Origin of the sequence: Lysobacter sp. Root76 (assembly GCF_001428685.1) — a bacterium.
Classification (GTDB): domain Bacteria; phylum Pseudomonadota; class Gammaproteobacteria; order Xanthomonadales; family Xanthomonadaceae; genus Lysobacter.
Map to the genome: position 1 here is coordinate 125,595 of NZ_LMIK01000008.1, position 24,573 is coordinate 150,167.

Here is a 24,573-nt window from a genome sequence, read left to right on the forward strand (position 1 = left end):
CGGCCCAATGCCGTCTTCAGCGCCTCAGGGATCGGCCTTGAGCTGACGCAGCATGTCCTCGGCCGCGAGCTGCTCGGCGGCGCGGCGCGAGCCGGCCTCGCCCTCGGTCTGCAGCGGCGGCTGGGCCACGGCGCAGCTGACCCGGAAGCTCTTGGCGTGGTCCTCGCCGGACTCGGACAGCAGCGCGTACACCGGCAAGGGCTTCTGCCGGCCCTGCAGCCATTCCTGCAGCCGGGTCTTGGCGTCCTTGCCGACCTTATGCGGCGGCGGCAGCGCGGCCATCGCGGCCTCGAACCAGGGCAGCACGCGGGCGCGGCAGGCTTCGAAGCCGGCGTCGAGGTAGATCGCCGCGACCACCGCTTCCAGCGCGTCGGCCAGGATCGAATCGCGGCGGTGACCGCCGGATTTCATCTCGCCCGGCCCCAGGGTCAGGCGAGCCCCCAGTTCCAGGGTGCGGGCGATCGGCGCCAGGGCGGATTCGCGGACCAGTTCGGCGCGGGCGCGGGTCAGCGCGCCCTCGTCGGCCTGCGGCCAACGCGCGTACAGGGCTTCGGCGACGATCAGGTTGACCAGCGAGTCGCCCAGGAACTCCAGCCGCTCGTTATGCGGCGCACCGGCGCTGCGATGAGTCAGGGCCTGATCGAGCAGGCCCGGATTCGCGAACCGGTGTTCGATGCGGTCAGTCGGCACCACCGCTACCACGGCGGAGAACTTCCTGGGCTTCGAAATGGCCGACCACGTCGAGGTTGGCGATCAGCGGACGGCGCACTTCGTAGTTCACGAGGATTTCGTAACCCGAATCCTTGCGCTGGATCTTCACGTGCTCGTCCTTGACGTTGTCGGCGTAGCTCACGTACAGGCGACGGAAGAACAGCTTCTTGATCTTGACCGGGTCCTGGTCGGCGATGCCGGGCTCGGCCGACAGTCCGGTCAGGGCGCGCTTCACGCCGTAGTACTCGGTATACATCGGGATCAGCTTCATGCCCATGTAGATGAACACACCGACCACCGCCAGCACGACGATAAACCCGATCAGGGTCATACCGCTCTGATTACGCTTCATCCGATCATCCCCCGTCGTTAGACGCGATTTTGTTGAGTGTCACCGTGCCGCCACGGCCATCGCCGTCACGGAATGCTGTTGCCGATACGCGAAAAATCCACGCCCCCATCGACGTTCATCCAGATCAGGAACGCCTTGCCCCTGAGGTTCTGCTCCGGAAGATAGCCCCAGTATCGACCGTCCTCGCTATTATCACGATTGTCGCCCATCACAAAATAGTGACCGGGCGGAACCACCCAATCGCCCTCTCCTTGATCGAGCAACGGCAAATTGGTCCGTTCCAGGACGCGATGCTCGCGACCCAGCAGATTCTCGGTGAGTTCCTGCGCACCCGTCATTTCGGTGCCGTTACCGTGGCCCTCGTAGGTGCCGACCGGGGTGTACTTGAGCACCTGGCCGTTCACCGTGACCTGATTGTCGTGGTAGCTGACCCGGTCGCCCGGCAGGCCGACCACGCGCTTGATCCAGTCCTGGTCCGGGTGGTGCGGCGGCTTGAACACCACCACGTCGCCGCGCTGGGGCTCGCCCACCGCGAAGATCTTCTTGTTCGAGATCGGCAGGCGCAGGCCGTAGGTGAACTTGTTGACCAGGATGAAGTCGCCGGTCAGCAGGGTCGGCATCATCGAATTGGACGGTATGCGGAACGGCTCGGCGATGAAGCTGCGCAGCACCAGCACCACCAGCAGCACCGGGAAGAAGGCCTTGGAGTAATCGACCACCACTGGCTCTTTGCCGTCGTCGAGCAGCCCTTCGCGGGCGGCGCGGCGCTTGGCCAGGAACAGCTTGTCGAGCAGCCAGACGGCGCCCGAGAACAACGTCAGCGAGACCAGAATAATTTCAAACCAGCGCATGCGAGCTCCTAGAAAGCCGTGATCCGGCGTTCGGAATCGGGAATACGTCGCGCGCGACGCGCAGCGGCCTCAGGCCGCCCGCCGCACCAGCCGATCCCCGACCCCGCCTCACTTGTTGTCCACCTGCAGCACCGCCAGGAACGCTTCCTGCGGGATCTCCACGCGTCCGACCTGCTTCATCCGTTTCTTGCCCTCTTTCTGCTTCTCGAGGAGCTTCTTCTTGCGGCTGATGTCGCCGCCGTAGCACTTGGCCAGCACGTTCTTGCGCATCGCCTTGACCGTGCTGCGAGCGATGATCTGCGAACCGACCGCGGCCTGGATGGCGACGTCGAACATCTGCCGCGGGATCAGCTCGCGCATCTTCTCGGAGATTTCGCGGCCGCGGCGATCGGCATGGGCACGGTGGGTGATGATGCTGAGCGCGTCGACCTTGTCGCCGTTGATCAGCGTGTCCACGCGCACGAACGGACCGGCCTGGAAGCGCAGGAATTGGTAGTCCAGCGAGGCGTAGCCGCGCGAGACCGACTTCAGGCGGTCGAAGAAGTCCAGCACCACCTCGGCCATCGGCAGCTCGTAGCTGATCTGGACCTGGTTGCCCATGTAGGTGATGCCGATCTGGCTGCCGCGCTTTTCCTCGCACAAGGTGATCACGTTGCCGACGTAGTCCGGCGGCGTGAGGATGTTGGCGCGGATGATCGGCTCGCGGATCTCGTCGATCAGGTTGACCTGGGGCAGCTTGGCCGGGTTGTCCAGCGGCATCGTGGTGCCGTCGGTCTTGAGCACTTCGTAGATCACCGTCGGCGCGGTGCTGATCAGGTTGAGATCGTACTCGCGCTCCAGGCGCTCCTGCACGATCTCCATGTGCAGCATGCCCAGGAAGCCGCAGCGGAAGCCGAAGCCCATGGCCTCGGAGCTTTCCGGCTCGAAGCGCAGCGCGGCGTCGTTGAGGCGCAGTTTTTCCAGCGCTTCGCGCAGGTCCGGGTAGTCCTCGGCATCGACCGGGAACAGGCCGGCGAACACGCGCGGCTGCATTTCCTGGAAGCCCGGCAGCGGCTTGGATGCCGGATCCGAGGCCAGGGTCAGGGTGTCGCCGACCGGCGCGCCGTGGACGTCCTTGATGCTGGCGTTGATCCAGCCCACTTCGCCGGCGCCCAGCTTGGGCAGCTCCTTGCGCTTGGGGGTGAACACGCCGACCTTGTCGACCAGGTGGGTGCGGCCGGTCGACATCACCAGGATCTTGCTGCCCGGCACGATCTCGCCTTGCATGACCCGCACCAGCGAGACCACGCCCAGGTAGTTGTCGAACCAGGAGTCGATGATCAGCGCCTGCAGCTTGTCGGTGTCGCGCGGCTTCGGCGGCGGAATGCGATGCACGATCGCTTCCAGCACGTCCTGCACGTTGAGGCCGGTCTTGGCGCTGATCGCGACCGCGTCCTCGGCGTCGATGCCGATCACCGCTTCGATCTCGGCCTTGGCGCGCGCGATGTCGGCGGTGGGCAGGTCGATCTTGTTGAGCACCGGCACCACTTCCAGGCCCTGCTCGACCGCGGTGTAGCAGTTGGCGACCGACTGCGCTTCCACGCCCTGGGCGGCGTCGACCACCAGCAGCGCGCCTTCGCAGGCGGCCAGCGAGCGGCTGACTTCGTAGCTGAAGTCGACGTGGCCGGGGGTGTCGATGAAGTTGAGCTGGTAAACCAGGCCGTCCTTCGCCTTGTACGGCAGGGACACGGACTGCGCCTTGATGGTGATGCCGCGCTCGCGCTCGATCGGATTCGAATCGAGCACCTGCGCTTCCATCTCGCGCGCCTCCAGGCCTCCGCAGAGCTGGATGATGCGGTCGGCCAGGGTCGATTTGCCGTGGTCGACGTGAGCGATGATGGAGAAGTTTCTGATCTGCTGCATGCGGGACGGCGCGAGGCTCACCGGTTCCAGAGAGTTAACGGGAGATTATCGCATACCCCGCAGCGCCCACGTCCCGCGCCCGCCACGAGGGCGGGCGCGTGGGTCGGCCTCAACCGGCCTTGGCCTCGGCCGTGACCGCGATGAACTGGGTCGCGGCGCCGCGCCGCACCAGCAGCATCACGGTGTCGCCGGGGCGCACCTTGGCCAGTTCGCGGTTCAAGGCCGAGGCGCTGCCGACCGAGTTGCGGCCGACCGAGAGCACCACGTCGCGCGGACGCAGACCGGCCTCGCCGGCCACGTCGCCCGGCGCCTGCACCAGCACGCCCTCGCCGGCCTTCAGGCCCAGGCGCTGGCGCACGGCCGGGGTCAGGTCCTGGCCCACCAGGCCCAGCGGGTTGCTGCCGGGGGCGCCCGCGGGGGCGTCTTCGTCGTCGTTGGCGGCCGGGCCCGGGGCGCCGGCGACCTGGGCGTCGAGCGCGCCCAGCACCACCGTTTCGGTGAGGGTCTTGCCACCGCGGTTGATCTCCAGCTTGACCTTGGCCCCCGGCGCCAGCGCGCCGATCAGCGGCGGCAGGTCGCTGGACATGTTCACCGGCCGGTCGTTGACCGCCAGGATCACGTCGCCGAGCTGGAGCCCGGCCTTTTCGGCGGCGCCGCCGGCCTGGACGCTGTTGACCAGGGCGCCGCGGGTATCGGTCAGGCCCAGGCCCTTGGCGCTCTCCGCGGTGATGGTCTGCACACCGACCCCGAGCAGGCCGCGCTGGACCTTGCCGGTCGCGCGCAGCTGTTCGGCCGAATTCATCGCCACGTCGATCGGGATCGCGAAGCTCACGCCCATGTAGCCGCCGGAATTCGAGAAGATCTGCGAATTGATGCCGACCACCTCGCCGCTGGTGTTGAGCAGCGGGCCGCCGGAATTGCCCTGGTTGATCGCGACGTCGGTCTGGATGAAGGGCACGTACTGCTGATCGGCGTAGGGATTGCTGCGCCCGACCGCGCTGACGATGCCGGCGGTGACCGAATGGTCGAGGCCGAACGGCGAACCGATCGCGATCACCCACTGCCCGGGCTTGGTCAGGCTGGCGTTGGCCAGGCGCAGGAACGGCAGGCTCTTGGCGTCGATCTTGAGCAGGGCGACGTCGGACTGTTCGTCGCTGCCGATCACCTTGGCGGTGAACTCGCGCCGGTCGGACAAGGTGATCTTGACCGTGTCGGCGCCGTCGACGACATGGTGGTTGGTCAGCACGTAGCCGTCCTGCGAGATCAGGAAGCCGGTGCCCAGCGAATTGCCGCCGCCGCGCGGACCGCGCGGAGCCTGCGGACCGCCGGGCATGTCGGGGCCGAAGAAGCGCCGGAAGATTTCCGGGATCTCGTCTTCGTTGGGCATCTGGGTACGGCTGGCGCGACGCGGCGCGATCTCGGCGCGCACGTTGACCACGGCCGGGCCGACTCGCTGCACCAGGGCGGTGAAATCGGGCAGGCCGCTGACCAGCGGCGCGGCCGGAGTCGCAACCGGCGGTGGCGCGATCGGGGTGGACGGCGTCTGCGCGGTGCAGGCGACCGGCAGCACGGCGGCCAGGGCGCTGGCCAGGGCGATAGAGCGAAGCGGACGAGTCATGGATTCGGCCTCGGGGGTTGCAGTGGGTTGGCCGCGCGGCCGCCGGGCCGCGCGTGATCGGAGAAACAGGGGGCGGGACGCCGGATCGTCACGTACTGCGTCGTCCGGCGTCGCACGCGCCGCTTAGGGCTGCGGCATCCGGCCTTCGGCATCGGGCGACGGAGTCGTCGGCGCCGGTGGCGCGGTCGCGGCTTCGGTCGTGGCGGGCTCGAACGGGTAGAACGAGCGCGCGCTGGCGCTGCTGCTGCCGTAGCTGGCGGTGAAGCCGCCGGTCGCCGGGTAGTTCGGCAGCACCGCGCGCGGCCACGGCCGGCTTGCGGTTTCGCTGTGCTGGGGACGGAACGGGTTGGCCGTGGCGCTGCCGGCATTGGCGCTGGCGACCTCGGTCGCCGGCGTGGCGGCCGCGGCGACAGCCTGGGTCTGGCGGCGCGGCGCGCGCAGGGCGGCGCGCTGGCTCTGGCCGCGCGAATTGCGGCGGTCGGCGATGCGGCGCGGCACTTCGGCCACCGCGACGGCGGCGGCGAGGCCGGCGGCCTGCTGATCGGGCGCTTGTCGACCCGGAGCCTGCGGCGTGGCCGGTGCCTGGTCCGCGCTGGCGACCTGGGTCTGCGGCGCTGCGGCATCGGGCGCGGCGTCGTTGGAGAACGGACGCGCGACGAACAGCGCCGCCACTGCGACCGAAGCGGCCAGGGCGCCGCCGATCCAGCCGCGGCGGTTGCCGGGCGCGCTCACCGGTGCCGCGGCCTGGGCGGTAGCGGCTTCGGCGGCGATCGCCGCGGCGACACGGTCGGCGAAATCCGGCGCGGCGATGCCGGCGGCCTGGCCGCGCAGGGCGTCGCCGCACAGCTGCCAGCTGCCGCAGGCGCGGCGCCATTGGGCGTCGTGGCTGAGGCGCTTGAGGGCGAAACGGGCGGCGTCGGCATCGAGCTCGCCGTCGAACAGCGCGCTCAGGGCCTCGCGGCCGTTGGGGTCGTGCTCGTCAATGGAAGGAATCGACGTCATATCAGTGGGCGCGCTCGCGGGTGTCTTGGTTGTCCAGCAGGGGCCGCAACTCGACGTCGATGGCCTCGCGGGCGCGGAAGATCCGCGAACGCACGGTGCCGATCGGGCAGCCCATCTTCTGCGCGATTTCCTCGTAGCTCAGGCCGTCCACCTCGCGCAGGGTGATCGCGGCCCGCAGTTCCTCCGGCAGGGATTCGACCGCGCGCATCACCGTGCGTTCGATTTCCTGGCGCAGCAACTCGTGTTCCGGGGTGTCGCTGTCGCGCAGACGGATGCCGGTCTCGAACTGTTCGGCATCGCCGGCGTCGATGTCGTCGGTCGGCGGTCGGCGGTTCTGGGCGACGAGGTAATTCTTGGCGGTGTTCACGGCGATCCGATGCAACCACGTATAGAACTGCGCATCGCCCCGGAAATTCGGCAACGCGCGGTAAGCGCGAAGGAAGGTTTCCTGGGCGACGTCCTGGCATTCGCTCCAGTCGGGTATGTAGCGCCCGATCAGCGCGGTGATCCGGTGCTGGTACTTGCGCACCAGGGCATCGAACGCCGTGCTATCGCCACGCTGGACACGCCTGACCAGCTCTTGGTCCAACTCATTCTCGGCCATGCCGCGCCGGCACTCCTGTCAGCTCGGCCGTGGCCGAACAATGGGACAACCCTGTCGGGAGAAAGTTCAATCACGATCATAAATGGGGCCGGGCCTGCGCCGGCGCAACTCCCAAGGGTCACGCCGCGACGCGGGCGACGCCGTCAAAACCGGGACCTGGGTCGCGCCGATTTGACGGCGACGAAACATCCTCGTGATGATAGCGGGATATCCATACCTGAACGGATGGTGCAGTCATGATGGCTGGCCTCGACGGACTTCGCTTCCAACATTGGCAGACCCAGCTGCGGGAGGACGGCGTCCTGCTGCTGTCGTTCGACCGCGCCGGCTCGTCGGTCAATACCTTCGGACAGGACGTCCTGATCGAGCTCGACGCGTTGCTGGAGCGGCTGGCGCTGGATCCGCCCAAGGGCGTGGTGCTGCGTTCGGCCAAGGCCTCGGGCTTCATCGCCGGCGCCGACATCAAGGAATTCCAGACCTTCGACGAGAAGGGCACGGTCGGCGACGCGATCCGGCGCGGCCAGCAGGTGTTCCAGCGCCTGGCCGAACTGCCCTGCCCCACGGTCGCCGCGATCCACGGCTTCTGCATGGGCGGCGGCACCGAGATCGCGCTGGCCTGCCGCTACCGCGTCGCCAGCGGCGATCCCTCCACCCGCATCGGCCTGCCGGAAGTGAAGCTGGGCATCTACCCCGGCTGGGGCGGCAGCGTGCGCCTGCCGCCGCTGGTCGGCGCGCCGGCGGCGTTCGACATGATGCTGACCGGACGCGCCCTGTCGGCCTCGAACGCGCGCGCGATCGGCCTGGTCGACAAGGTGGTCGAAGCGCCGCTGCTGATCGACGCCGCGGTCGCGCTGGCGCTCAAGGGCACCCAGCGCCCGTTCAAGCAGCGCTTCATGGGCTGGCTCACCAACAGCTGGCTGGCGCGCAAGATCCTGCCCGGCATGCTGACCAAGCAGGTCGCGCGCAAGGCACGCAAAGAGCACTACCCGGCTCCGTATGCGCTGATCAACACCTGGGCGCGCAGCGGCGGCGGCGTGCAGGCGCGCCTGGCGGCCGAGCGCAAGTCGGTGGTCAAGCTGGCCTCGACTCCGACCGCGCGCAACCTGATCCGGGTGTTCTTCCTGCAGGAGCGGCTCAAGGGCCAGGGCGGCAAGGATCACGGAATCCAACGCGTGCACGTGGTCGGCGCCGGCGTGATGGGCGGCGACATCGCGGCCTGGTCGGCTTACAAGGGCTTCGAAGTCACCCTCAGCGACCGCGAGCAGCGTTTCATCGACGGCGCCCTGACCCGCGCCCAGGAACTGTTCGCCAAGCGCGTCAAGGACGAGAGCAAGCGTCCGGCGGTGGCCGCGCGCTTGAAGGGCGACCTCGCCGGCGACGGCGCGGCCCAGGCCGACCTGGTGATCGAGGCGATCATCGAGAAGCCCGAAGCCAAGCGCGAGCTCTACGACCAGGTCGAGCCGAAGATGAAGCCCGACGCGCTGCTGACCACCAACACCTCGTCGATTCCGCTGGTCGAGCTGCGCGATCACATCCGCCGTCCGGCCCAGTTCGGCGGCCTGCACTATTTCAATCCGGTGGCGCTGATGCCGCTGGTCGAGATCATCCGCCACGACGCCATGGCGGCGGAGACCGAGCAGCGCCTGGCCGCGTTCTGCAAGGCCATCGACAAGCTCCCCGTGCCGGTCGCGGGCACGCCGGGGTTCCTGGTCAACCGGGTGCTGTTCCCGTACATGCTGGAAGCGGCGACCGCGTTCGCCGAAGGCATTCCGGGCCCGGCGATCGACAAGGTCGCGGTGAAGTTCGGCATGCCGATGGGCCCGATCGAACTGATCGACACCGTCGGCCTGGACGTGGCCGCGGGCGTGGGCGCGGAGCTGGCGCCGTTCCTGGGCCTGAGCGTGCCGGCGGCGCTGAGCGGCGTGGAGCCGAACAAGCGCGGCAAGAAGGACGGCCAGGGCCTGTACAAGTGGGAAAACGGCCGCGCCCGGAAGCCGGAACTGCCCAAGGACTACCAGACCCCGTCGGACCTGGAAGATCGCCTGATCCTGCCGCTGGTCAACGAAGCGGTGGCCTGCCTGCACGACGGCGTGGTGAGCGACGCCGACCTGCTCGATGCCGGCGTGATCTTCGGCACCGGCTTCGCCCCGTTCCGCGGCGGCCCGATCCAGTACGTGCGCGAAACCGGCGCCGATGCGCTGCTGGAACGCCTGAAGACCCTGCACGCGCGCTACGGCGACCGTTTCGCGCCGCGACCGGGTTGGGATTCGCCGGCGCTGCGTCCCTGAGACGCCGTGGAGCGCGGTGATGACCGCACCGTCGCGGCGCTTCGCGCGCTCGCGATGGTGCGGTTCGCCTTCGGCTTAGCGCAGCCTGCGATCGACGCGCGTCGGGTGCTTCCCGACTCAGAAGCATCGCGGCTTACGCCGCTCCCACAGAAGGCAGCGGCGCCGTAGGTTGCGGTAACGATTGCGCCGTCGCGGGTTCGGACCGGACTTGGGGAAGCACCCAAAGCGGGCCGCGATGCGGCGGCTTACATCGTATGCGTGGCGCGATCCGCGGTCAGCGAGCCGGCCAGCAGCGCCTCGATCTTGCCCTTCACCGCATCGCCCTCGGCGGTTTCGGCGAACTGCACGCCGATGCCGGCCGGGCGATTGCCCTGGGCGCCGGTCGGGGTGACCCAGACCACCTTGCCGGCGACCGGCAGGCGCTCGGTGGATTCGGGCAGGGTCAACAGCAGGAACACCTCGTCGCCGAGGAAATACCGCTTGGGCGTGGCCACGAAGATGCCGCCGTATTTCAGGAACGGCATGTAGGCGCCATACAGCGCCGCCTTGTCCTTGATCGCCAAGGACAGAATGCCCTGCCTGGCTGCACCCGCGCCTGCCGCTCCGCTCATCCCCGATGTCCTCCGGCGGCTCGCGCGCCATCGCCGGCGCGCCAAGCCATCAACAATTCGACCACTGCAAGGTCCGCGCGCACCGTCGTCCGCAACAGATCGCGGGTGCGATTGGCGCGATCGAACCAAGTCGCCAGACTGCGCGTTCGCACCGGGTCGGTCAAGCCGGAAGCCTCGGCCAGGGCGAGATCGGCGGCGTGGCGCAGACGCAGCGCAGCGTGTTCGTCGCCGACCCAGCGTTGGGCGATTTCCGACGGCGAAGCGTCGCCGCGCGCGAGCTTGGCCAGATCGCCGGCGACGTCGCGGCGCAGCTTCAGACCGTCGCCCTGCAGCCATTCGTGGGCGAGCCCGGGATGGCCGCGCGCGGCCTCCAGCGCCTCGCGCGCCGCGGTTTCGGCGTGGCCGGCCGCCTTGAGCCAGGCCAGCGCCTCATCCTGCGGCGGCAGGCGGAATTCCAGGCGCTGGCAACGGCTGCGGATGGTCGCGCTCAGGCGCAGCGGATGCGCGCTGATCAGCCACAGGTAGCGGCCCGGCACCGGTTCTTCCAGCGTCTTCAGCAGCGCATTGCCGGCCGCGTGGTTGATCGCATCGGCCGGGTCCAGGATCGCCACCTGGGCGCCGCCGTACTGCGGCGTCAACGCCAGGCGCTCGGACAGGTTGCGGATCTGCTCGATCACGATCTCGGTGCGCAGCCGCGTGCCTTCCTTGTTCGGGATGAAGGACACGGTCTGGAAATCCGGATGGGTGCCCGCCGCGTACAGCAGGCAGCCGCGGCAGTGCCCGCAAGGCTCGCCGTCGGCGCCGCGATCGCGGCACAGCAGACGCCGCGCGAGGCGCTCGGCGACCGCGCGCTTGCCCAACTGCGGCGGGCCGCAGAACAGCAGGCCGTGGCCGAGACGGCCGGCATCGAGCGCGGCGGTGGCCTGCTCGTAGACGCGGCGCTGCCAGGGCGCGAACGCCGGCGCGCTCACGACTGCGCCTCGATCAGCTGCCGCAGGCGCGCCACCGCCTGCGCGGCGACGACATCCGCGGGCTGGCTCGCATCGATGACATGGAAGCGATGCGGCTGCGACTGCGCGCGCGCGCGATAACCGCTGCGCACGCGTTCGAAGAAATCCTCGCGCTCGGCTTCGATGCGGTCGGCGGCGCCGCGTCCGCGCACGCGCTGCAGACCGATCGCGACCGGCACGTCCAGCAACAGGGTCAGCGCGGGCTCGATTCCGACCACGCGCCGTTCCAGTTCGGCGATGAACAGCGGGTCCAGACCGCGGCCCTCGCCCTGGTAGGCGTAGCTGGCGTCGGTGAAACGGTCGCTGATCACCCAGGCGCCGCGGCGCAGCGCCGGCAGCAGGGTTTCGCTGACGTGCTGGGCGCGGCCGGCGAACACCAGCAGCAGCTCGGCTTCGGGCGTCGCCGGTTCGTGGTGGGTGTCGAGCAGCAAGCCGCGGATCTGTTCGGCCAGGGGCGTGCCGCCGGGTTCGCGCGTGCACACCACTTCGGCGCCGCTGGCCTGCAAGGCATCGCGCAGCGCCGCCAGCACCGTGGACTTGCCGGCGCCCTCGCCGCCTTCCAGGGTGATCAGGCGCGGCTGGACCTGCAGGCTCATCGGCTCGTGCTCTCGGCCGGCGCCTGCGGTGTCGCGGTTTCCTGCGCCTCCTCCAGCACCGCCTTGCCCTCTTCGGGCTGGCCGCGGCTTTGCTGCGCGCGGTAGCGCTGCAGGTAGGTGCGCACGTTGGCCTGGTGCTGGGCGTAGGTGGCCGCGAACAGGCTGCTGCCGCTGCCGTCGCCGGACGCGACGAAGAACAGCGCATCGCCGGGCGCCGGATTGGCCACGGCCTTGAGCGCGCCCGCGCCGGGCATCGCGATCGGCGTCGGCGGCAAGCCGGTGCGGGTGTAGGTGTTGTAGGGCGTGTCGGTCTGCAGATCGCGCTTGCGGATGTTGCCGTCGTAGCCCGCGCCCAGGCCGTAGATCACGGTCGGGTCGGTTTCCAGCTTCATGCCCAGCTTGAGGCGGCGCTCGAACAGGCCGGCGATCTGCGGACGCTCGGAGGCGATGCCGGTTTCCTTCTCGACGATCGAGGCCAGGATCAGCATTTCCTCGCGGCTCTTGAGCACGCTGTTCTTGTCGCGGCCTTCCCAAGCCGCGTTGAGCGCCTTGTCCATCGCGTCGCAGGCGCGCTTGAGCACGTCCAGGTCGCTGTCGCCGCCGGTGTAGAGGTAGGTCTCGGGCAGGAAGCGGCCTTCCGGATGCTGGCCCGGCCGGCCCAGCGCCTTCATCAGCGCGGCATCGTCGAGCTTGGCGGCTTCCTGCTTCAGGCCTTCGGTGCGCGCCAACGCGGCGCGCAGGTCGCGCAGGTTCCAGCCTTCGATCACGGTGAAGCGGTGGCTGACCACGCGCCCGTCGCGCATCGCCGACAGCAGCTCGCGCGGCGAGGTGCCGGGTTCCAGCGCGTACTCGCCGACCTGCAGGCGGCCGGCGGCGCCGAGCTGCTTGGCCAGCGCGCGCCATTCCAGAGCATCGCCGCCACGCACGCCGGCTTCGCGCAACTTGCGCAGCACCACCGGCAGCGAATCGCCGCGCTCCACGATCAGACTCTGCCCGGCCTGCAGCCCGGACAGCGGAGCGTCGGCGAACTGCGTGTAGCGCTGCCACAGCCAGCCGCCGGCGACCGCGGCCGCGAGCACCAGCAGCAGGAAGAAACCGCCGACACGGCGTTTGGTTTTGCGACTCACGACACCTCCGAGCCCGGCAGGGCTGCAGATTCGAATGCGGGATGGGTCCGGGCCAGGCGACGCTGCAGCGCGGCCACCGCAGGATGCGAGGGCCAGACGCGCGCGCCGAGCCGGGCGACCGGCAGGATACCGCGCACGGCATTGCACAGGAAAACCGCGTCCGCGCTTTCCAGCGCGTCTTGCGACAGGGTCGCGGTTTCCACGGCCTCCTCGGCCAGCAGATTCAGCAATCGCTCCCGGCAGACCCCGGCGACGCCGCAGCGGTCCACCTTCGGCGTCCACCAGCGCCCATCGCGCAGCACGAACAGGTTGGCCGCGGTCGCGCAGACCACATGGCCGTCGCCGTCGCGCATCAGCCCCTCGTCGATGCCGGCCTCGTCCCACTCGGCACGCGCCAGCACCTGTTCCAGGCGGTTGCAGTGCTTGAGCCCGGCCAGCGCCGACGGCGCCGCCAGGCGGGTATCGCACCAACGCAGGCGCAGACCGGCGACGGGCGGCGGCGCCGGCAGCGGGTGCGTGGACAGCAGCCAGGTCGGCGTCGCATCCGCGGGCGGCGCATAGCCGCGGCCGCCGGCACCGCGGCTCACGATCAATTTGAGCACCGCGTCGCCGCCGTCGAGCAGGCGTTCGGCTTCCGCGCGCACCTGTTCGGCGCGCGGCAGGGCCAAATGGAGGCGGGCGGCGCCCCGGTTCAGGCGCTGCCAATGCGCATCCCACCAGGGCAAGGCGCCGCGGTGCGCGCGCAGGGTTTCGAACAGGCCGTCGCCGTAGGCGTAGCCGCGGTCCAGCGCCGGCAGGGCGTCGACCGCCTGCTCGCCGACGTAGACGCGCACGCTCATCCGGCCACGCCCAGCGCGCGCAGCATGCCGCGCGCCTTGGCCCGGGTTTCGTCGAGCTCACGCTGCGGATCGGAGTCAGCGACGATGCCGGCGCCGGTGCGGAAGCGCAGTTCGGCGCCTTCCAACTCCGTACTTTCGAGTTCGGCGCTGCGGATCAGGATGTTGAGATCGAGGTCGCCGTCGCGATTGAGCCAGCCCATCGCGCCGGTGTAGACACCGCGGCCGCCGCCTTCGAGCTCGGCGATGATCTGCATGCAGCGCACCTTGGGGCAGCCGGTGATGGTGCCGCCGGGGAACACCGCGCGGATGATCTCGCCCGGGCTGGCATCGGTGCGCAAGCGGCCGCGCACGTTGCTGACGATGTGATGGACGTGGGCGTAGCTCTCCACCGTCATCAGTTCGTCGACCTCGACGCTGCCCGGCGTGCAGACCCGGCCGAGGTCGTTGCGCTCCAGATCGATCAGCATCACGTGCTCGGCGCGTTCCTTGGGATGCCCGACCAGCTCGCGGATGCGCGCGAGATCGTCGTCGCCGGCCACGCGCGGGCGGGTGCCGGCGATCGGCCGGGTTTCGACCACGTCGCCGCGCACCGACACCAGGCGTTCGGGCGAGGCGCTGACCACGGCCCAGCCGCGGCCGGCGAACAGGCCGGCGAACGGCGCCGGGTTGTGCTGGCGCAGGCGCTGGAACAAGGCCGCCGGTGCCAGCGGCGCATCGAAACGCGCGCGCCAGCCGCGCGAAAGGTTGACCTGGAACACGTCGCCAGCGACCAGGTAGTCGAGCACGCGCGCGACCCCGTCGGTGTAGCGCTGCGGCTCGTCTTCCTCGACCGTCCGCGGCGGCTGCCACTGCGGCAGCGGCGCCAGCGCGGCGGCGCGTGCGACATCCTCGACGATCGCATCGAGCAGGTCCGCGTGGCCGGTCTCGGCCAGGGCGATGCAGTCGCCGCTGGCGCGGTCGCGCAGCACCGCGGCGGGGCAGCGCAGGGCCAGAGCGACCGGCAGGCCGCCGGGCGCCGGCGGCAGGCGCAGCACCGGTTCGATCTGGGCCGCGAGTTCGTAGCCGAACAACAGCGCCCAGCCGCCGCGGAAAGGCCAGCGCGGCTCGTCGCGGGCGACGCGCTGGTCGCGCCACTGCGCGTCCAGTTCGCCGAGGAAGTCGCGGCCGCGTTCTTCGCCGTGGTGATCGCGCACGCGGCCGTCGCCGTCCAGGCGCAGCGATTCGCCATTGCCGGCCAGCAGCAAATCCCAACGTCCCTGCGCGGTGCCGTCGGCGCTGGACTCCAGCAGCATCGGATAGCGCTCGGGCGCCAGCCGCTGCAGCGACAGCAGATCGAAGGGGACGGGCAGCGCGCGGGTCAGCAGCATGATGGTGAAACCTTATACCCGCCGGACGCGGTGCGGGCTGGGGGTCGAATCGCGCGCGGAAGGAATCGACGCGGGCCGCGATGCCTTGCCGGCCGGAAACCGATGGCGGCTTAGGTCGCTCCCACAGAGGGATTCGGCCCGCGTACGACGATCGGACCGGCCGCATCGCGACCGGTCCGCCCTGCCCTGCGCGGTGCGGGTCAGATCCGCTTGAACACCAGGGTGCCGTTGGTGCCGCCGAAGCCGAAGCCGTTGGAGACGGCGACGTCGATCTTCTTCTCGCGCGCCACGTTGGGCACGTAGTCCAGGTCGCAGCCTTCGCCCGGCTGATCCAGGTTGATGGTCGGCGGGATGATGCCGTGGTGCAGCGCCAGCACCGAGTAGATCGCCTCGGCGCCGCCGGCCGCGCCCAGCAGATGGCCGGTCATCGACTTGGTCGAGCTGACCATGGTCTTGTAGGCGTAGTCGCCGAGCGCGCGCTTGATCGCCAGGGTTTCGGCGACGTCGCCCAGCGGCGTCGAGGTGCCGTGGGCGTTGAGGTAGGCCACGTCCTCGGGGTTGATCCTGGCGTCCTTGAGCGCCGCGGTCATGCAGCGCGCCGGGCCTTCGCCGTTCTCGCTGGGCGCGGTCATATGGAAGGCGTCCGAGGTCGCGCCGAAGCCGGCCAGTTCGCAATAGATGCGCGCGCCGCGCGCCTTGGCGCGTTCGTATTCCTCGAGCACGAGGATGCCGGCACCGTCGCCGAGCACGAAGCCGTCGCGGTCCTTGTCCCAGGGCCGCGAGGCGCGGGTAGGATCGTCGTTGCGCGTCGACATCGCCTTCATCGAGCAGAAACCGCCGACCGAGGTCTGCGAGGCGCCGCGCTCGGCGCCGCCGGCGATCATCACGTCGGCGTCGCCGTACTGGATCATGCGCATCGCCATGCCGATGGAATGGTTGGAGGTGGCGCAGGCCGAGACGGCGGAGAAATTGGGGCCCTTGATGCCGGTCAGCAGCGAGACCTGGCCGGGCAGCATGTTGATGATGGTGCTGGGCACGTAGAACGGCGAGATCTTGCGCGGGCCGCCCTCGTAGTACTTGATGGTCTGCTCTTCGATGCCGAGCAGGCCGCCGATGCCCGAGCCGATCAGCGCGCCGATGCGCTCGGCGTTGGACTCGTCCACGACCAGGCCCGCGTCTTCCATCGCCATCATCGAGGCGGCGACGCCGTAGTGGATGAACTCGTCCATCTTCTTGGCGTCTTTCGGGCCGACCCACTTGCCGATGTCGAAGTCGCGGACTTCGCCGGCGATGCGGGTGGTGAAGTTCGACGCGTCGAACCAGGTGATCGGACCGATGCCGGAGCGGCCGTTGACGATCCCGTCCCAGTTGCTGGCCAGGTCGTTGCCGAGCGGGGAAACGATGCCGAGGCCGGTAATCACTACGCGACGGTTGGACATGGAGCACTCCGTACTGTTGATGCGACTGTTGACGCGGTTTTCGACGCTACGCCGGCGTATCCACCGGCCCTAAAAACGCGGGGCCGCAATGCGGCCCCGGTATGGTTTTGCCGGCAACGCCGACGGTCCGCTGGTACCGGCCGCCGCGCCGCCTTCGTCCGATTACGACTTGACGTGAGCCTTGACGTAATCGATCGCCTGCTGCACCGAGGTGATCTTCTCGGCCTCTTCGTCCGGGATCTCGCACTCGAACTCTTCTTCGAGGGCCATCACCAGCTCGACGGTGTCGAGCGAATCCGCGCCGAGGTCGTCGACGAACGAAGCGTTGTTGGTGACTTCTTCTTCCTTAACGCCAAGCTGTTCGACCACGATCTTCTTGACGCGTTCTTCGATGCTGCTCATGAGTTTGTGCTCCTCCCGTGAGGGGTTTTCGATGGAATAGTCTAATGGAATCGAGGGCGTTCGCGAGCATGCGCGAAACCCCTTTTGGTTCAATCGTTTACGCGTCGCAACGACGGCTCATGGCATGTACATGCCGCCGTTGACGTGCAGGGTCTCGCCGGTGATGTAGGCCGCCGAGGGGCCGGCCAGGAACGCCACCGCGCGGGCGATGTCGGCCGGTTCGCCGAAACGGCCCAATGCGATCTGGCCGAGCATCGCGTTTTTCGCGTCCTCGGGCAGCGAGCGGGTCATGTCGGTGTCGATGAAGCCGGGCGCGACCACATTGACGGTGATGCCGCGGCTGCCGATCTCGCGCGCCATCGACTTGCTGAAGGCGATGATGCCGGCCTTGGCCGCTGCGTAGTTGGCCTGGCCGGCGTTGCCGGTCACGCCGATCACCGAGGCGATATTGACGATGCGGCCCTTGCGCGCCTTCATCATCGAGCGCATCACCGCCTTGCTGGTGCGGAACACGCTGGTCAGGTTGGTGTCCAGGATCGCCTGCCAGTCCTCGTCCTTCATCCGCATCAGCAGGTTGTCGCGGGTGATGCCGGCGTTGTTGACCAGGATCGAGATGGCGCCGATGTCCTTGGCGATCGCGTCGAGCGCCGCTTCGATCGAGGCGGCGTCGGCGACGTCGAGCTTGCGGCCGTGGCCGCCCTGCGCGGCCAGGCGCTCGCCGATCGCGGCGGCGCCGGCATCGCTGGTCGCGGTGCCGATCACGGTCGCGCCCTGCGCGGCCAGTTCGTCGGCGATGGCGGCGCCGATGCCGCGGCTGGCGCCGGTGACCAGGGCGATTTCGCCCGCGAGGGGTCCAGTGCTCATGTGTGCTCCGTTTCTACGGTTCGGTTCGGTGCGGCGTCGGCGCGATCATCGCCCGAAACGGGCGTATCGCGCAGCCGGCCCAACGAGGATAAGGGTCAGGCCTGCGGCCAGTCCGCCAGGGCGGCCTCGAAATCGCCGACCGTGCCCAGCGGGCGCGCGTCCAGCGACTTGTCGATGCGCTTGACCAGGCCGGCCAGGACCTTGCCCGGGCCGCATTCGGCGATGCGGGTGATGCCGCGCGCGGCCAGCGCCTGCACGCAGCCGGTCCACTGCACCGGCAGGTACAGCTGGCGCACCAGCGCGTCGCGGATCGCGTCGAGGCCGGCATGCGCCTGGGCGTCGACGTTCTGCACCACCGGCAGCTTCGGCGCGTGCCAGCTCAGGCCGGCCATCGCTTCGCCGAGGCGGTTGGCGGCGTCGCGCATCAGCGGCGTATGCGAGGGCACGCTGACGGCCAGCTTGACCGCCTTGCGCACGCCGCGTTCGGCGAGCTGGACCAGCGCGGCATCGACCGCGGCGGCGTGGCCGCCGATCACGATCTGGCCGGGCGAGTTGTAATTGGCCGGCACCACCACGTCCTTGCCGGACACGGCGGCGCAGACCTCCTGCACCAGCGCGTCCTCGGCGCCGAGCACCGCGGCCATGGCACCGGTGCCCGCGGGCGCCGCGTCCTGCATGAACTGGCCGCGCAGACGCACCAGGTGCGCGGCGTCCTTCAGCGACAGGGCGCCGGCCGCGACCAGCGCGGTGTACTCGCCCAGGCTGTGACCGGCCAGCAGCGCCGGCTGCGCACCGCCCTGCGCCTGCCACAGGCGCCACACCGCCACGCCCGCGGCCAGCAGCGCCGGCTGGGTGTATTCGGTGCGGTTGAGCATTTCTTCCGGGCCGGCCTGGCTCAGCGCCCACAGATCGGTGGCCGCGCCGTCGCTGGCCTCGGCGAAGGTCTCGCGGATCAGCGGATGCAGTTCGGACAGCTCGGCGAGCATGCCCAGCGATTGCGAGCCCTGTCCGGGAAACACGAAGGCGAGGGAGTCGTGGCTCATCGAGTCGTGGCGCGAACGCCGGTCCAGTCCGAGTAAGGACCGGCATGATACGAGCGAAACTGCGTCATCGTCTGTACCCGCGCGTATCGTGACGTATTGCGACAGTTCCCACGATGCGAATCCGGACGCGCAAAAGCGAACGCGCCCGACGGTGCGGGCGCGTTCGTTGCGTTCGGCGATGGCCGGCGCGGATCAGTAGCGCAGCAGCGCCGAACCCCAGGTGAAGCCGCCGCCGAAGGCCTCCAGCAGCACCAGCTGGCCGCGCTGCACGCGGCCGGAGCGCACCGCTTCGTCCAGCGCCAGCGGCACCGAGCCCGAAGAGGTGTTGCCGTGCTTGTCGACGGTGACGATCACCCGCTCCATCGGCATGTCCAGGCGCTTGGCCGTGGCTTCGATGATGCGCAGATTGGCTTGATGCGGGATCAGCCAGTCGATGTCATGACGGTCCAGGCCGTTGGCGTCCAGGGTCTCTTCGACCACCGAATCCAGCGCCTTGACCGCGTGCTTGAAGACTTCGTTGCCGGTCATCAGCACCTTGACGCCGGCGTTGGGCTCGTCGAGCTTGAAGCCGGCCGAGACGCCGACCGGGTTCCACAGTAGCTCCTTCTTGCCGCCGTCGGCGTGCAGATGGGTGCTGAGGATGCCGGTTTCGCTGTCGGCCTTGAGCACCACCGCGCCGGCGCCGTCGCCGAACAGCACGCAGGTGCCGCGGTCGCTCCAGTCGATCATGCGGGTCAGGGTTTCCGCGCCGACCACCAGCACGGTCTTGGCCGCGCCGGACTGGATGAACTTGTCGGCCACGGTCAAGGCGTAAACGAAGCCCGAACAGGCGGCGTTGACGTCGAACGCGGCGCAGCCGTTGGCACCCAGGCGGTGCTGCAGCAGGCAGGCGGTGGACGGAAAAATCAGATCCGGCGTGGTCGTGCCGAGCACGATCAGGTCCAGGTCCTGCGGATCGACGCCGGCGGCTTCGAGCGCGCGCATCGAGGCGTGATACGCCAGATCGCAGGTGGTTTCGCCTTCGGCGACGACGTGGCGCTCGCGTATGCCGGTACGGGCCGCGATCCACTCGTCGCTGGTGTCGACCATCTTGGCGAGGTCGTCGTTGGTCAGGATCTTCTCCGGCAGATAGCTGCCGGTGCCCGCGATACGCGAATAGACCCTGTCTTGCTTGCGCTGCTCAGTCATCACCACTCCGCTGCGGAACCCTAGTCAGGCCCCTCGGGCCATTCCGCCAGACGCGCTGGCGGCGGAACCCCGCCGTGGCGGCCGCAGGTCCTCGTGCTGTGTGGTTCTAGCAGCGGCCGGATCGGCGACGGCCCCGCGCGCCGCCTGAGCGTGCGCGCGGCGCGACGGGCGACCGAAGATTACTCTTCGTCGGCGACCGTGGTCTGGGTGTTGATCACCTTCTTGCCGCGGTAGTAGCCGTCGGCGGTGACGTGGTGGCGGAGATGGGTTTCGCCGGTGGTCGGGTCGGTGGCCAGCTGCTTGCTGGTCAGCGCGTCGTGGGCGCGGCGCTGGCCGCGGCGGGACGGGGAAACGCGGGACTTCTGGACAGCCATGGTCTTGCTCCAAGAGAAACTGTGGAAACTGAAACTGTTAGGAACCGAAAGAGACGGATATTCGGATCAAAATTCGGATCAAAAGCGGGATTTGCCGGTGGTGCCCGGACGCGTGTTGCGGAGCGCGTCGCGATGGATCAGTTCGATTTGTTCTTCAACGTCGACAACGCCGCGAACGGATTGGCGCGTTCCTGTTCGGCCTCGGGGGCCGACCAGTCCTGCTCCATCGCTTCCGTGCCCGGAGCCATCGGCACCACCGGAACGGCGAGGATGAGTTCGTCCTCGACCAGCTCGATGGTCCGCAGCTGGCCGTCTTCCGGCATCAGCAGCGGTTCGTAACCCGGCGGCAGCCCGGCCTCGTCCGCTTCCTCGCGGATCAAGCCCAGGCGCTGCACGATCTGCACCGGCAGCAGGAACCGCTCCAGGCTGCGCTGGCACAGCAGCGGCAACGCCGTATCGATCTTCAGCTCGACGTAGGGCACCTGCAGCTCGTCGTTGGCGAAATCCAACGAGAACGTCACGTCACCCTCGGTATCGAGCAGACTGTCCTGCAGCCGCTTGAACGACGACAACGGCACGCGCCCCTCGACGCCGCGCCTTGCGGCTACCAGGCGCCAGGCATCGAGTACTTCGGGCACCCGCCCGGCTGGCACGTCCGCTGACATAAGCCGCGGAATGTTAGAGACCCAACCCCCTGATGTCAAACCGGAAAGCCAGACGGGGCGGGGATTTGCCGCCGGCGGGGCCGTCGGGTCAGACTCCGGATCTTCCCAGCGTTCAGCCGACCCGCCGTGTCCACCACCCTGACCTTGCTCCTGGTCGCGCTCGCGGCCGCCGTGGTCGCGTTCAGCTTGCGCCGCGCGGGCTCCGGCCGCCGCCAGCGCGCGGTGCGCGAACTGCTGGATGCCGCCGACGCCCTGGAGGCCCGCCTGCGCATGGCCCGGGCCGAGATCGAGGCGGTCGCCGGCGACCTGGCCCTGGACCCGGTCGGCGACGCCATGCGCGAAATGCTGCGCCAGCGCCTGTGGCTGCGCGACCACGGCGATTCGGCCAGCGTCGAGCAATTGGCCGAGGTGCGCCTGTCGATCGACACCGCGCGCGGCCGGATCGAGCAGCAGTTGTCGCAGATCGAGCGCGCCCGCGCGCCGCTGGCCTGAACGGCGCCGCCATGAGCGCTCCCTCCCCGCTGGTCCTGGCCTCGACCTCGGCCTACCGGCGCGAACTGCTGCAGCGCCTGCGCCTGCCCTTCGACTGCGCCCGTCCCCAGGTCGACGAGACCCCGCGCCAGGGCGAGCCGCCGCCCGACCTGGCCGTGCGCCTGGCCCGGGCCAAGGCCGAAGACGTGGCCGGGCGCATGCCCGAGGCCTGGGTGCTGGGCTCGGACCAGGTCGCCGAGTTCGACGGCCGGCCGATCGGCAAGCCCGGCGACCGCGCCAACGCGATCGCGCAGCTGAGCGCGATGTCGGGCCGCGAGGTGCGATTCCTGACCGCGCTCTGCCTGGCCCGTGCCGATCGCGCGCCGCAGCAGGCCCTGGACCTGACCGTGGTGCGCTTCCGCGACCTGAGCCTGGCCGAGATCGAACGTTACGTCGATGCCGAGCAACCCTACGACTGCGCCGGCAGTTTCAAGTCCGAAGGCCTGGGCATCGCCCTGTTCGAGGCGGTCGACAGCCACGACCCCAGCGCCCTGATCGGCCTGCCGCTGATCGCGACCGCGCGCCTGCTGCGCGCGGCCGGCTACGCCCTGCCCTAGCCCTGCCCTGGCCCCACTCACGTTTCGCCGCATCACCGCATCGCAGGCCTGACGCGGCCGCGGCGCTTGGCTATGCTCGTCGGACTATCCAGGGGGAAAACCAGCATGAAGATTCGTACCGCAGCGGTCGCGGGGGTTCTGTTCGTCTCGGGCATCGCGGTCGGCTATGCCGCGCAGAAGGTCGCCAAGCCGGCCTACCACGGCCAGCCCAAGCAGGAAGCCGCCAAGGCCCTGCTGCAGACCGCCAGGACGCTGGCCGGCAAGGGCAGCTGGGAGCGCATCGCGGTCGGCCGGGTCTATTACCTCGGCGGGCTCAAGGCCGATGGCCAGGCGATCTTCGACGAGGTGCTCGCCGGCAAGGCCGAAGACACCGATTTCTACCGCATCGCCCGCGTCTACCGTGAAGCCGGCGAGTGGGACAAGGCCAAGGCCATGTTTGATCGCTATTTGAAGGACACCGACGACGATCAGACCAAGCTGGCCGAGATCGGCGCCTACTATCTGATGCAGGGCGATCGCGCGACTGCCGAGCGCATGTTCGATCAGTCGTTCAAGACCAAGCCGGAACTGTGGGCCGCGGTGGCCGCAGCCGGCGGTTATCTGGACGTCGCGCCGCAGGAATAAGGGCCGCACCCGCGCGCCGACGCGGCCGCTCCGCGTCGGCGTTGCGCGCTCAGGGCGCCGCTTCGACGATCTCGATCGGTTGCTCCGACCAGGTCTCGACGCTGCCGTCGCGGCCGCGCAAACGCAGGCCCAGCCAATGCCGGCCCGGCCGCACGCTCGCATCCATGGCCGCCTGCGCGGTGAAGCCCACCATGGGCTGCTGCGGATCGCGCGAGCGCGCCCAATAGGCCTGCACGTCCAGGCGCTCCAGACCGTAGCGCGCCTGCGCCAGCGGGCGGCCGTCCAAGGTGATCTCGACGCCGTCCAGGCCGACCCCGTCCTTGAACGCCCAGCCACGCAGCGCGAACGTGCGCCCGACTTGGGCGCGCGAAACCGGCGCATCGATCCAGGCCATCGCCGGCGTCGTGCAAGGGCCGCTGCGCGGGCGGTCCAGCGCGAACAACAGGAAACGCTGGCGGCCGTGATCGACGTTGAGCACGTCCGGCGCCGGCAGCGGACCGACCATCGCGCACAAGGCGTGGTAGCGGTCGAGCAGGTTCTTGTATTCGACCTCGCTGGCGCCGACCACCAGCAACACCGGCGCGTCGCCCCAATCGGCGCGGCCGGCGCTGCTCAGGCCCCACAGGCGCAATTGCGGCGCGCGCCCGTGCTTGCGATTGAGCGGATGGTCCAGCACCGCGATGCGCGGATCGCGCAGGGCGAAACCGAGCTCGGCGGCGACCTTGAAATTGTCCGCAACCAGGCGCGTGCCCGCCGGCATGCGCGTGCGCGCCGCCTGCACGCGCGCGGCGAGTTCGTCCCAACCGGCGAAGTTGCCCGGGTACCACTTCTCCGCGGCGCTGCGCGCGCGCACGTCCGGCACCGACACCGCGACGTAGTAGCCCAGCATCGACAACAGGCCCAGCGCAACGGCGATCCAGGTGCCGCGCCGGGCCCAGCGCGGCCAGCCCGCGAGCACTGCCGGCAGCAGCGGCAGCAGGGCGAAATAGCCGGGCAAGGGCCAGTGGAAGCTGACCCGCTCGGTGTCGGCGAAGAAACCCAAGGCGAAGAAGCCCAGCACCAGCAAGCCGCCGAGCAAGGCGAAATAACGCGTGGCATGCGCCTGCGCGCTGCGCCCGCGCCAGGCCGCGACGGCCAGGGCCAGGAACAGCGGCGGCGTGACCAGCAGCGCCTGGATCGCGATGAACCACAGCCCGTCGGCATGGAAGGCCCAGGGGTGGCGGTCGACCAGCTGGAAGCGCAGGCCGGCCTCGGCGTTGGCGACGTTCCAGAACATCAGCGGCGCCCATGCCGAAGCGCCGATCGCGATCGCCGTCAACGTGCGCGCGTCGCGCAGGGCGCGGCGGCCATCGGCCAACATCAGCAAAGCCAGAAAGCCGACGCCGATCACGGCGATGAAACGATAGTGGCTGAGCGCGCCGATGCTCAGGCCGGCGGCCAGTTCCAGCGCGGCCGCCGAATCGACGCGACGCAACAGGCGCGCACCCGCGTCCATGCACAGCAGCGTCGCCAAGGCCATCGCCGCGTCCGGTAACGCCAACAGCCCGAGCGTGCCGCCCAAGGGCAGCAGCAAGGCGAAGCACGCCGCCTGCCAACCGGTCTGCGCGCCGTACTCGCGCGCGGCGATGCGCCGCACCAGCAGCGGCAGCAGCGCGGCGATCAGCAGGAACGGCGCGCGCAAGGCCAGCGCGTGCTCGCCGCCGAGCGCCGTGCCGATGCGAGTGAGCCATGCGGTGAGTCCGGGCAGGTCCGAGTAGGCAGCGGCCGGATGCCGGCCCTCCCACCAATAGAAAGCTTCGTCGACGAACAGCGGCAGGCGCGCGGCGACCAGCAGCTTGAGCACGAGCACGACGGTCCACAGACCCCAAAAAGCGCGGCGCATCGCGTCGGCCTGATGTGCGTCGGCCTGGTTTGCATCCCGCATCGACTCGCGACCTCGCTACACTCTGATGGACTCGACTCGGACGGACGCCGCGCAGGAGCGCAGCGCCGGTCCGGCACCGGGCGG

25 protein-coding genes are annotated in these 24,573 nt (G+C 69.5%); 4 read left to right on the plus strand and 21 right to left on the minus strand.

Annotation, left to right across the window (positions count from 1 at the left end):
• Window positions 1-24: 24 nt before the first annotated feature.
• From rnc to rpoE, 7 genes are all read right to left on the minus strand, one after another.
• Window positions 25-693, minus strand: a complete 669-nt coding sequence (gene rnc / locus ASE10_RS15855) for a ribonuclease III (protein ID WP_235565915.1) — start codon at window positions 691-693, stop codon at window positions 25-27.
• On the minus strand, window positions 680-1,063 hold the full coding sequence (locus tag ASE10_RS15860; protein ID WP_055909745.1) for a DUF4845 domain-containing protein: 384 nt from the start codon (window positions 1,061-1,063) through the stop codon (window positions 680-682). The genes rnc and ASE10_RS15860 overlap by 14 nt, the downstream gene beginning before the upstream one ends.
• Window positions 1,064-1,128: 65 nt before the next feature.
• The gene (lepB, locus tag ASE10_RS15865) at window positions 1,129-1,914 is read right to left on the minus strand and encodes a signal peptidase I (RefSeq protein ID WP_055909742.1); all 786 of its coding nucleotides are present in this window, start codon (window positions 1,912-1,914) and stop codon (window positions 1,129-1,131) included.
• Window positions 1,915-2,022: 108 nt separating this feature from the next.
• Window positions 2,023-3,816 carry a translation elongation factor 4 gene (gene lepA, locus ASE10_RS15870; protein ID WP_055909738.1) on the minus strand — a complete coding sequence of 598 codons (1,794 nt, stop codon included), beginning with the start codon at window positions 3,814-3,816 and terminating at the stop codon, window positions 2,023-2,025.
• A 109-nt stretch (window positions 3,817-3,925) separates the two neighbouring features.
• A complete protein-coding gene (locus ASE10_RS15875) occupies window positions 3,926-5,434 on the minus strand; it encodes a DegQ family serine endoprotease (protein ID WP_055909735.1) in 1,509 nt (502 codons plus the stop codon).
• Between the two features lie 123 nt (window positions 5,435-5,557).
• Window positions 5,558-6,436, minus strand: coding sequence for a sigma-E factor negative regulatory protein (locus ASE10_RS15880; RefSeq protein ID WP_055909732.1), 879 nt, complete (start codon window positions 6,434-6,436; stop codon window positions 5,558-5,560).
• A gap of 1 nt (window position 6,437) precedes the next feature.
• On the minus strand, window positions 6,438-7,040 hold the full coding sequence (gene rpoE, locus ASE10_RS15885; protein ID WP_055909728.1) for an RNA polymerase sigma factor RpoE: 603 nt from the start codon (window positions 7,038-7,040) through the stop codon (window positions 6,438-6,440).
• Window positions 7,041-7,276: 236 nt separating this feature from the next.
• Between rpoE and ASE10_RS15890 the strand changes: the two genes are divergently transcribed.
• Entirely contained in the window at window positions 7,277-9,328 is a 2,052-nt protein-coding gene (locus tag ASE10_RS15890; protein WP_055909725.1) for a 3-hydroxyacyl-CoA dehydrogenase NAD-binding domain-containing protein, read from the plus strand.
• Between the two features lie 245 nt (window positions 9,329-9,573).
• Here ASE10_RS15890 and ASE10_RS15895 read toward each other — a convergent pair whose 3' ends face one another.
• The 13 genes from ASE10_RS15895 to ASE10_RS15955 form a co-directional block, all read right to left on the minus strand.
• Window positions 9,574-9,939, minus strand: a complete 366-nt coding sequence (locus ASE10_RS15895; RefSeq protein WP_055909722.1) for a PilZ domain-containing protein — start codon at window positions 9,937-9,939, stop codon at window positions 9,574-9,576.
• Entirely contained in the window at window positions 9,936-10,910 is a 975-nt protein-coding gene (locus ASE10_RS15900; protein ID WP_055909719.1) for a DNA polymerase III subunit delta', read from the minus strand. Before ASE10_RS15900 ends, ASE10_RS15895 begins: the two co-directional genes overlap by 4 nt.
• Window positions 10,907-11,545, minus strand: coding sequence for a dTMP kinase (gene tmk / locus ASE10_RS15905; RefSeq protein WP_055909717.1), 639 nt, complete (start codon window positions 11,543-11,545; stop codon window positions 10,907-10,909). Before tmk ends, ASE10_RS15900 begins: the two co-directional genes overlap by 4 nt.
• Window positions 11,542-12,672 carry an endolytic transglycosylase MltG gene (mltG, locus tag ASE10_RS15910; RefSeq protein WP_055909714.1) on the minus strand — a complete coding sequence of 377 codons (1,131 nt, stop codon included), beginning with the start codon at window positions 12,670-12,672 and terminating at the stop codon, window positions 11,542-11,544. Before mltG ends, tmk begins: the two co-directional genes overlap by 4 nt.
• Window positions 12,669-13,511 (minus strand): aminodeoxychorismate lyase, encoded by an 843-nt coding sequence (pabC, locus tag ASE10_RS15915; RefSeq protein WP_055909712.1) that lies wholly within the window; start codon window positions 13,509-13,511, stop codon window positions 12,669-12,671. The genes mltG and pabC overlap by 4 nt, the downstream gene beginning before the upstream one ends.
• Window positions 13,508-14,878 carry an aminodeoxychorismate synthase component I gene (locus ASE10_RS15920; RefSeq protein ID WP_055909709.1) on the minus strand — a complete coding sequence of 457 codons (1,371 nt, stop codon included), beginning with the start codon at window positions 14,876-14,878 and terminating at the stop codon, window positions 13,508-13,510. Before ASE10_RS15920 ends, pabC begins: the two co-directional genes overlap by 4 nt.
• A gap of 200 nt (window positions 14,879-15,078) precedes the next feature.
• Window positions 15,079-16,317 carry a beta-ketoacyl-ACP synthase II gene (gene fabF, locus ASE10_RS15925; protein WP_055909706.1) on the minus strand — a complete coding sequence of 413 codons (1,239 nt, stop codon included), beginning with the start codon at window positions 16,315-16,317 and terminating at the stop codon, window positions 15,079-15,081.
• Between the two features lie 162 nt (window positions 16,318-16,479).
• Window positions 16,480-16,719 (minus strand): acyl carrier protein, encoded by a 240-nt coding sequence (acpP, locus tag ASE10_RS15930; protein WP_031373652.1) that lies wholly within the window; start codon window positions 16,717-16,719, stop codon window positions 16,480-16,482.
• Between the two features lie 117 nt (window positions 16,720-16,836).
• On the minus strand, window positions 16,837-17,583 hold the full coding sequence (gene fabG, locus ASE10_RS15935) for a 3-oxoacyl-ACP reductase FabG (protein WP_055909703.1): 747 nt from the start codon (window positions 17,581-17,583) through the stop codon (window positions 16,837-16,839).
• Between the two features lie 95 nt (window positions 17,584-17,678).
• The gene (gene fabD, locus ASE10_RS15940; protein ID WP_055909701.1) at window positions 17,679-18,626 is read right to left on the minus strand and encodes an ACP S-malonyltransferase; all 948 of its coding nucleotides are present in this window, start codon (window positions 18,624-18,626) and stop codon (window positions 17,679-17,681) included.
• Window positions 18,627-18,818: 192 nt separating this feature from the next.
• Window positions 18,819-19,814 carry a beta-ketoacyl-ACP synthase III gene (locus ASE10_RS15945; RefSeq protein WP_055909697.1) on the minus strand — a complete coding sequence of 332 codons (996 nt, stop codon included), beginning with the start codon at window positions 19,812-19,814 and terminating at the stop codon, window positions 18,819-18,821.
• A 179-nt stretch (window positions 19,815-19,993) separates the two neighbouring features.
• Window positions 19,994-20,188: a 50S ribosomal protein L32 gene (gene rpmF / locus ASE10_RS15950; RefSeq protein WP_055909694.1), complete on the minus strand. Its 195-nt coding sequence runs from the start codon at window positions 20,186-20,188 to the stop codon at window positions 19,994-19,996.
• A gap of 137 nt (window positions 20,189-20,325) precedes the next feature.
• On the minus strand, window positions 20,326-20,853 hold the full coding sequence (locus ASE10_RS15955) for a YceD family protein (RefSeq protein ID WP_055909691.1): 528 nt from the start codon (window positions 20,851-20,853) through the stop codon (window positions 20,326-20,328).
• A gap of 126 nt (window positions 20,854-20,979) precedes the next feature.
• Here ASE10_RS15955 and ASE10_RS15960 point away from each other — a divergent pair, with 126 nt between their 5' ends.
• The 3 genes from ASE10_RS15960 (at window position 20,980) to ASE10_RS15970 (ending at window position 22,565) form a co-directional block, all read left to right on the plus strand.
• Window positions 20,980-21,345, plus strand: coding sequence for a hypothetical protein (locus ASE10_RS15960; protein ID WP_055909690.1), 366 nt, complete (start codon window positions 20,980-20,982; stop codon window positions 21,343-21,345).
• 11 nt (window positions 21,346-21,356) lie between these two features.
• A complete protein-coding gene (locus tag ASE10_RS15965) occupies window positions 21,357-21,941 on the plus strand; it encodes a Maf family nucleotide pyrophosphatase (protein WP_055909686.1) in 585 nt (194 codons plus the stop codon).
• Between the two features lie 105 nt (window positions 21,942-22,046).
• On the plus strand, window positions 22,047-22,565 hold the full coding sequence (locus ASE10_RS15970; protein WP_055909683.1) for a tetratricopeptide repeat protein: 519 nt from the start codon (window positions 22,047-22,049) through the stop codon (window positions 22,563-22,565).
• Between the two features lie 49 nt (window positions 22,566-22,614).
• On the opposite strand, the gene ASE10_RS15975 is transcribed toward ASE10_RS15970, so the two are convergent.
• The gene (locus ASE10_RS15975) at window positions 22,615-24,447 is read right to left on the minus strand and encodes a glycosyltransferase family 39 protein (protein ID WP_055910040.1); all 1,833 of its coding nucleotides are present in this window, start codon (window positions 24,445-24,447) and stop codon (window positions 22,615-22,617) included.
• Between the last annotated feature and the right edge of the window lie 126 nt (window positions 24,448-24,573).

Coding starts and splice junctions, on each gene's coding strand:
- ASE10_RS15860 (WP_055909745.1), bottom strand. CDS start 1,063: ATGAAGCGTAATCAGAGCGGTATGACCCTGATCGGGTTTATCGTCGTG.
- lepB (WP_055909742.1), bottom strand. CDS start 1,914: ATGCGCTGGTTTGAAATTATTCTGGTCTCGCTGACGTTGTTCTCGGGC.
- lepA (WP_055909738.1), bottom strand. CDS start 3,816: ATGCAGCAGATCAGAAACTTCTCCATCATCGCTCACGTCGACCACGGC.
- ASE10_RS15875 (WP_055909735.1), bottom strand. CDS start 5,434: ATGACTCGTCCGCTTCGCTCTATCGCCCTGGCCAGCGCCCTGGCCGCC.
- ASE10_RS15880 (WP_055909732.1), bottom strand. CDS start 6,436: ATGACGTCGATTCCTTCCATTGACGAGCACGACCCCAACGGCCGCGAG.
- rpoE (WP_055909728.1), bottom strand. CDS start 7,040: ATGGCCGAGAATGAGTTGGACCAAGAGCTGGTCAGGCGTGTCCAGCGT.
- ASE10_RS15890 (WP_055909725.1), top strand. CDS start 7,277: ATGATGGCTGGCCTCGACGGACTTCGCTTCCAACATTGGCAGACCCAG.
- ASE10_RS15895 (WP_055909722.1), bottom strand. CDS start 9,939: ATGAGCGGAGCGGCAGGCGCGGGTGCAGCCAGGCAGGGCATTCTGTCC.
- tmk (WP_055909717.1), bottom strand. CDS start 11,545: ATGAGCCTGCAGGTCCAGCCGCGCCTGATCACCCTGGAAGGCGGCGAG.
- pabC (WP_055909712.1), bottom strand. CDS start 13,511: ATGAGCGTGCGCGTCTACGTCGGCGAGCAGGCGGTCGACGCCCTGCCG.
- ASE10_RS15920 (WP_055909709.1), bottom strand. CDS start 14,878: ATGCTGCTGACCCGCGCGCTGCCCGTCCCCTTCGATCTGCTGTCGCTG.
- fabF (WP_055909706.1), bottom strand. CDS start 16,317: ATGTCCAACCGTCGCGTAGTGATTACCGGCCTCGGCATCGTTTCCCCG.
- acpP (WP_031373652.1), bottom strand. CDS start 16,719: ATGAGCAGCATCGAAGAACGCGTCAAGAAGATCGTGGTCGAACAGCTT.
- fabG (WP_055909703.1), bottom strand. CDS start 17,583: ATGAGCACTGGACCCCTCGCGGGCGAAATCGCCCTGGTCACCGGCGCC.
- fabD (WP_055909701.1), bottom strand. CDS start 18,626: ATGAGCCACGACTCCCTCGCCTTCGTGTTTCCCGGACAGGGCTCGCAA.
- ASE10_RS15945 (WP_055909697.1), bottom strand. CDS start 19,814: ATGACTGAGCAGCGCAAGCAAGACAGGGTCTATTCGCGTATCGCGGGC.
- rpmF (WP_055909694.1), bottom strand. CDS start 20,188: ATGGCTGTCCAGAAGTCCCGCGTTTCCCCGTCCCGCCGCGGCCAGCGC.
- ASE10_RS15955 (WP_055909691.1), bottom strand. CDS start 20,853: ATGTCAGCGGACGTGCCAGCCGGGCGGGTGCCCGAAGTACTCGATGCC.
- ASE10_RS15965 (WP_055909686.1), top strand. CDS start 21,357: ATGAGCGCTCCCTCCCCGCTGGTCCTGGCCTCGACCTCGGCCTACCGG.
- ASE10_RS15970 (WP_055909683.1), top strand. CDS start 22,047: ATGAAGATTCGTACCGCAGCGGTCGCGGGGGTTCTGTTCGTCTCGGGC.
- ASE10_RS15975 (WP_055910040.1), bottom strand. CDS start 24,447: ATGCGCCGCGCTTTTTGGGGTCTGTGGACCGTCGTGCTCGTGCTCAAG.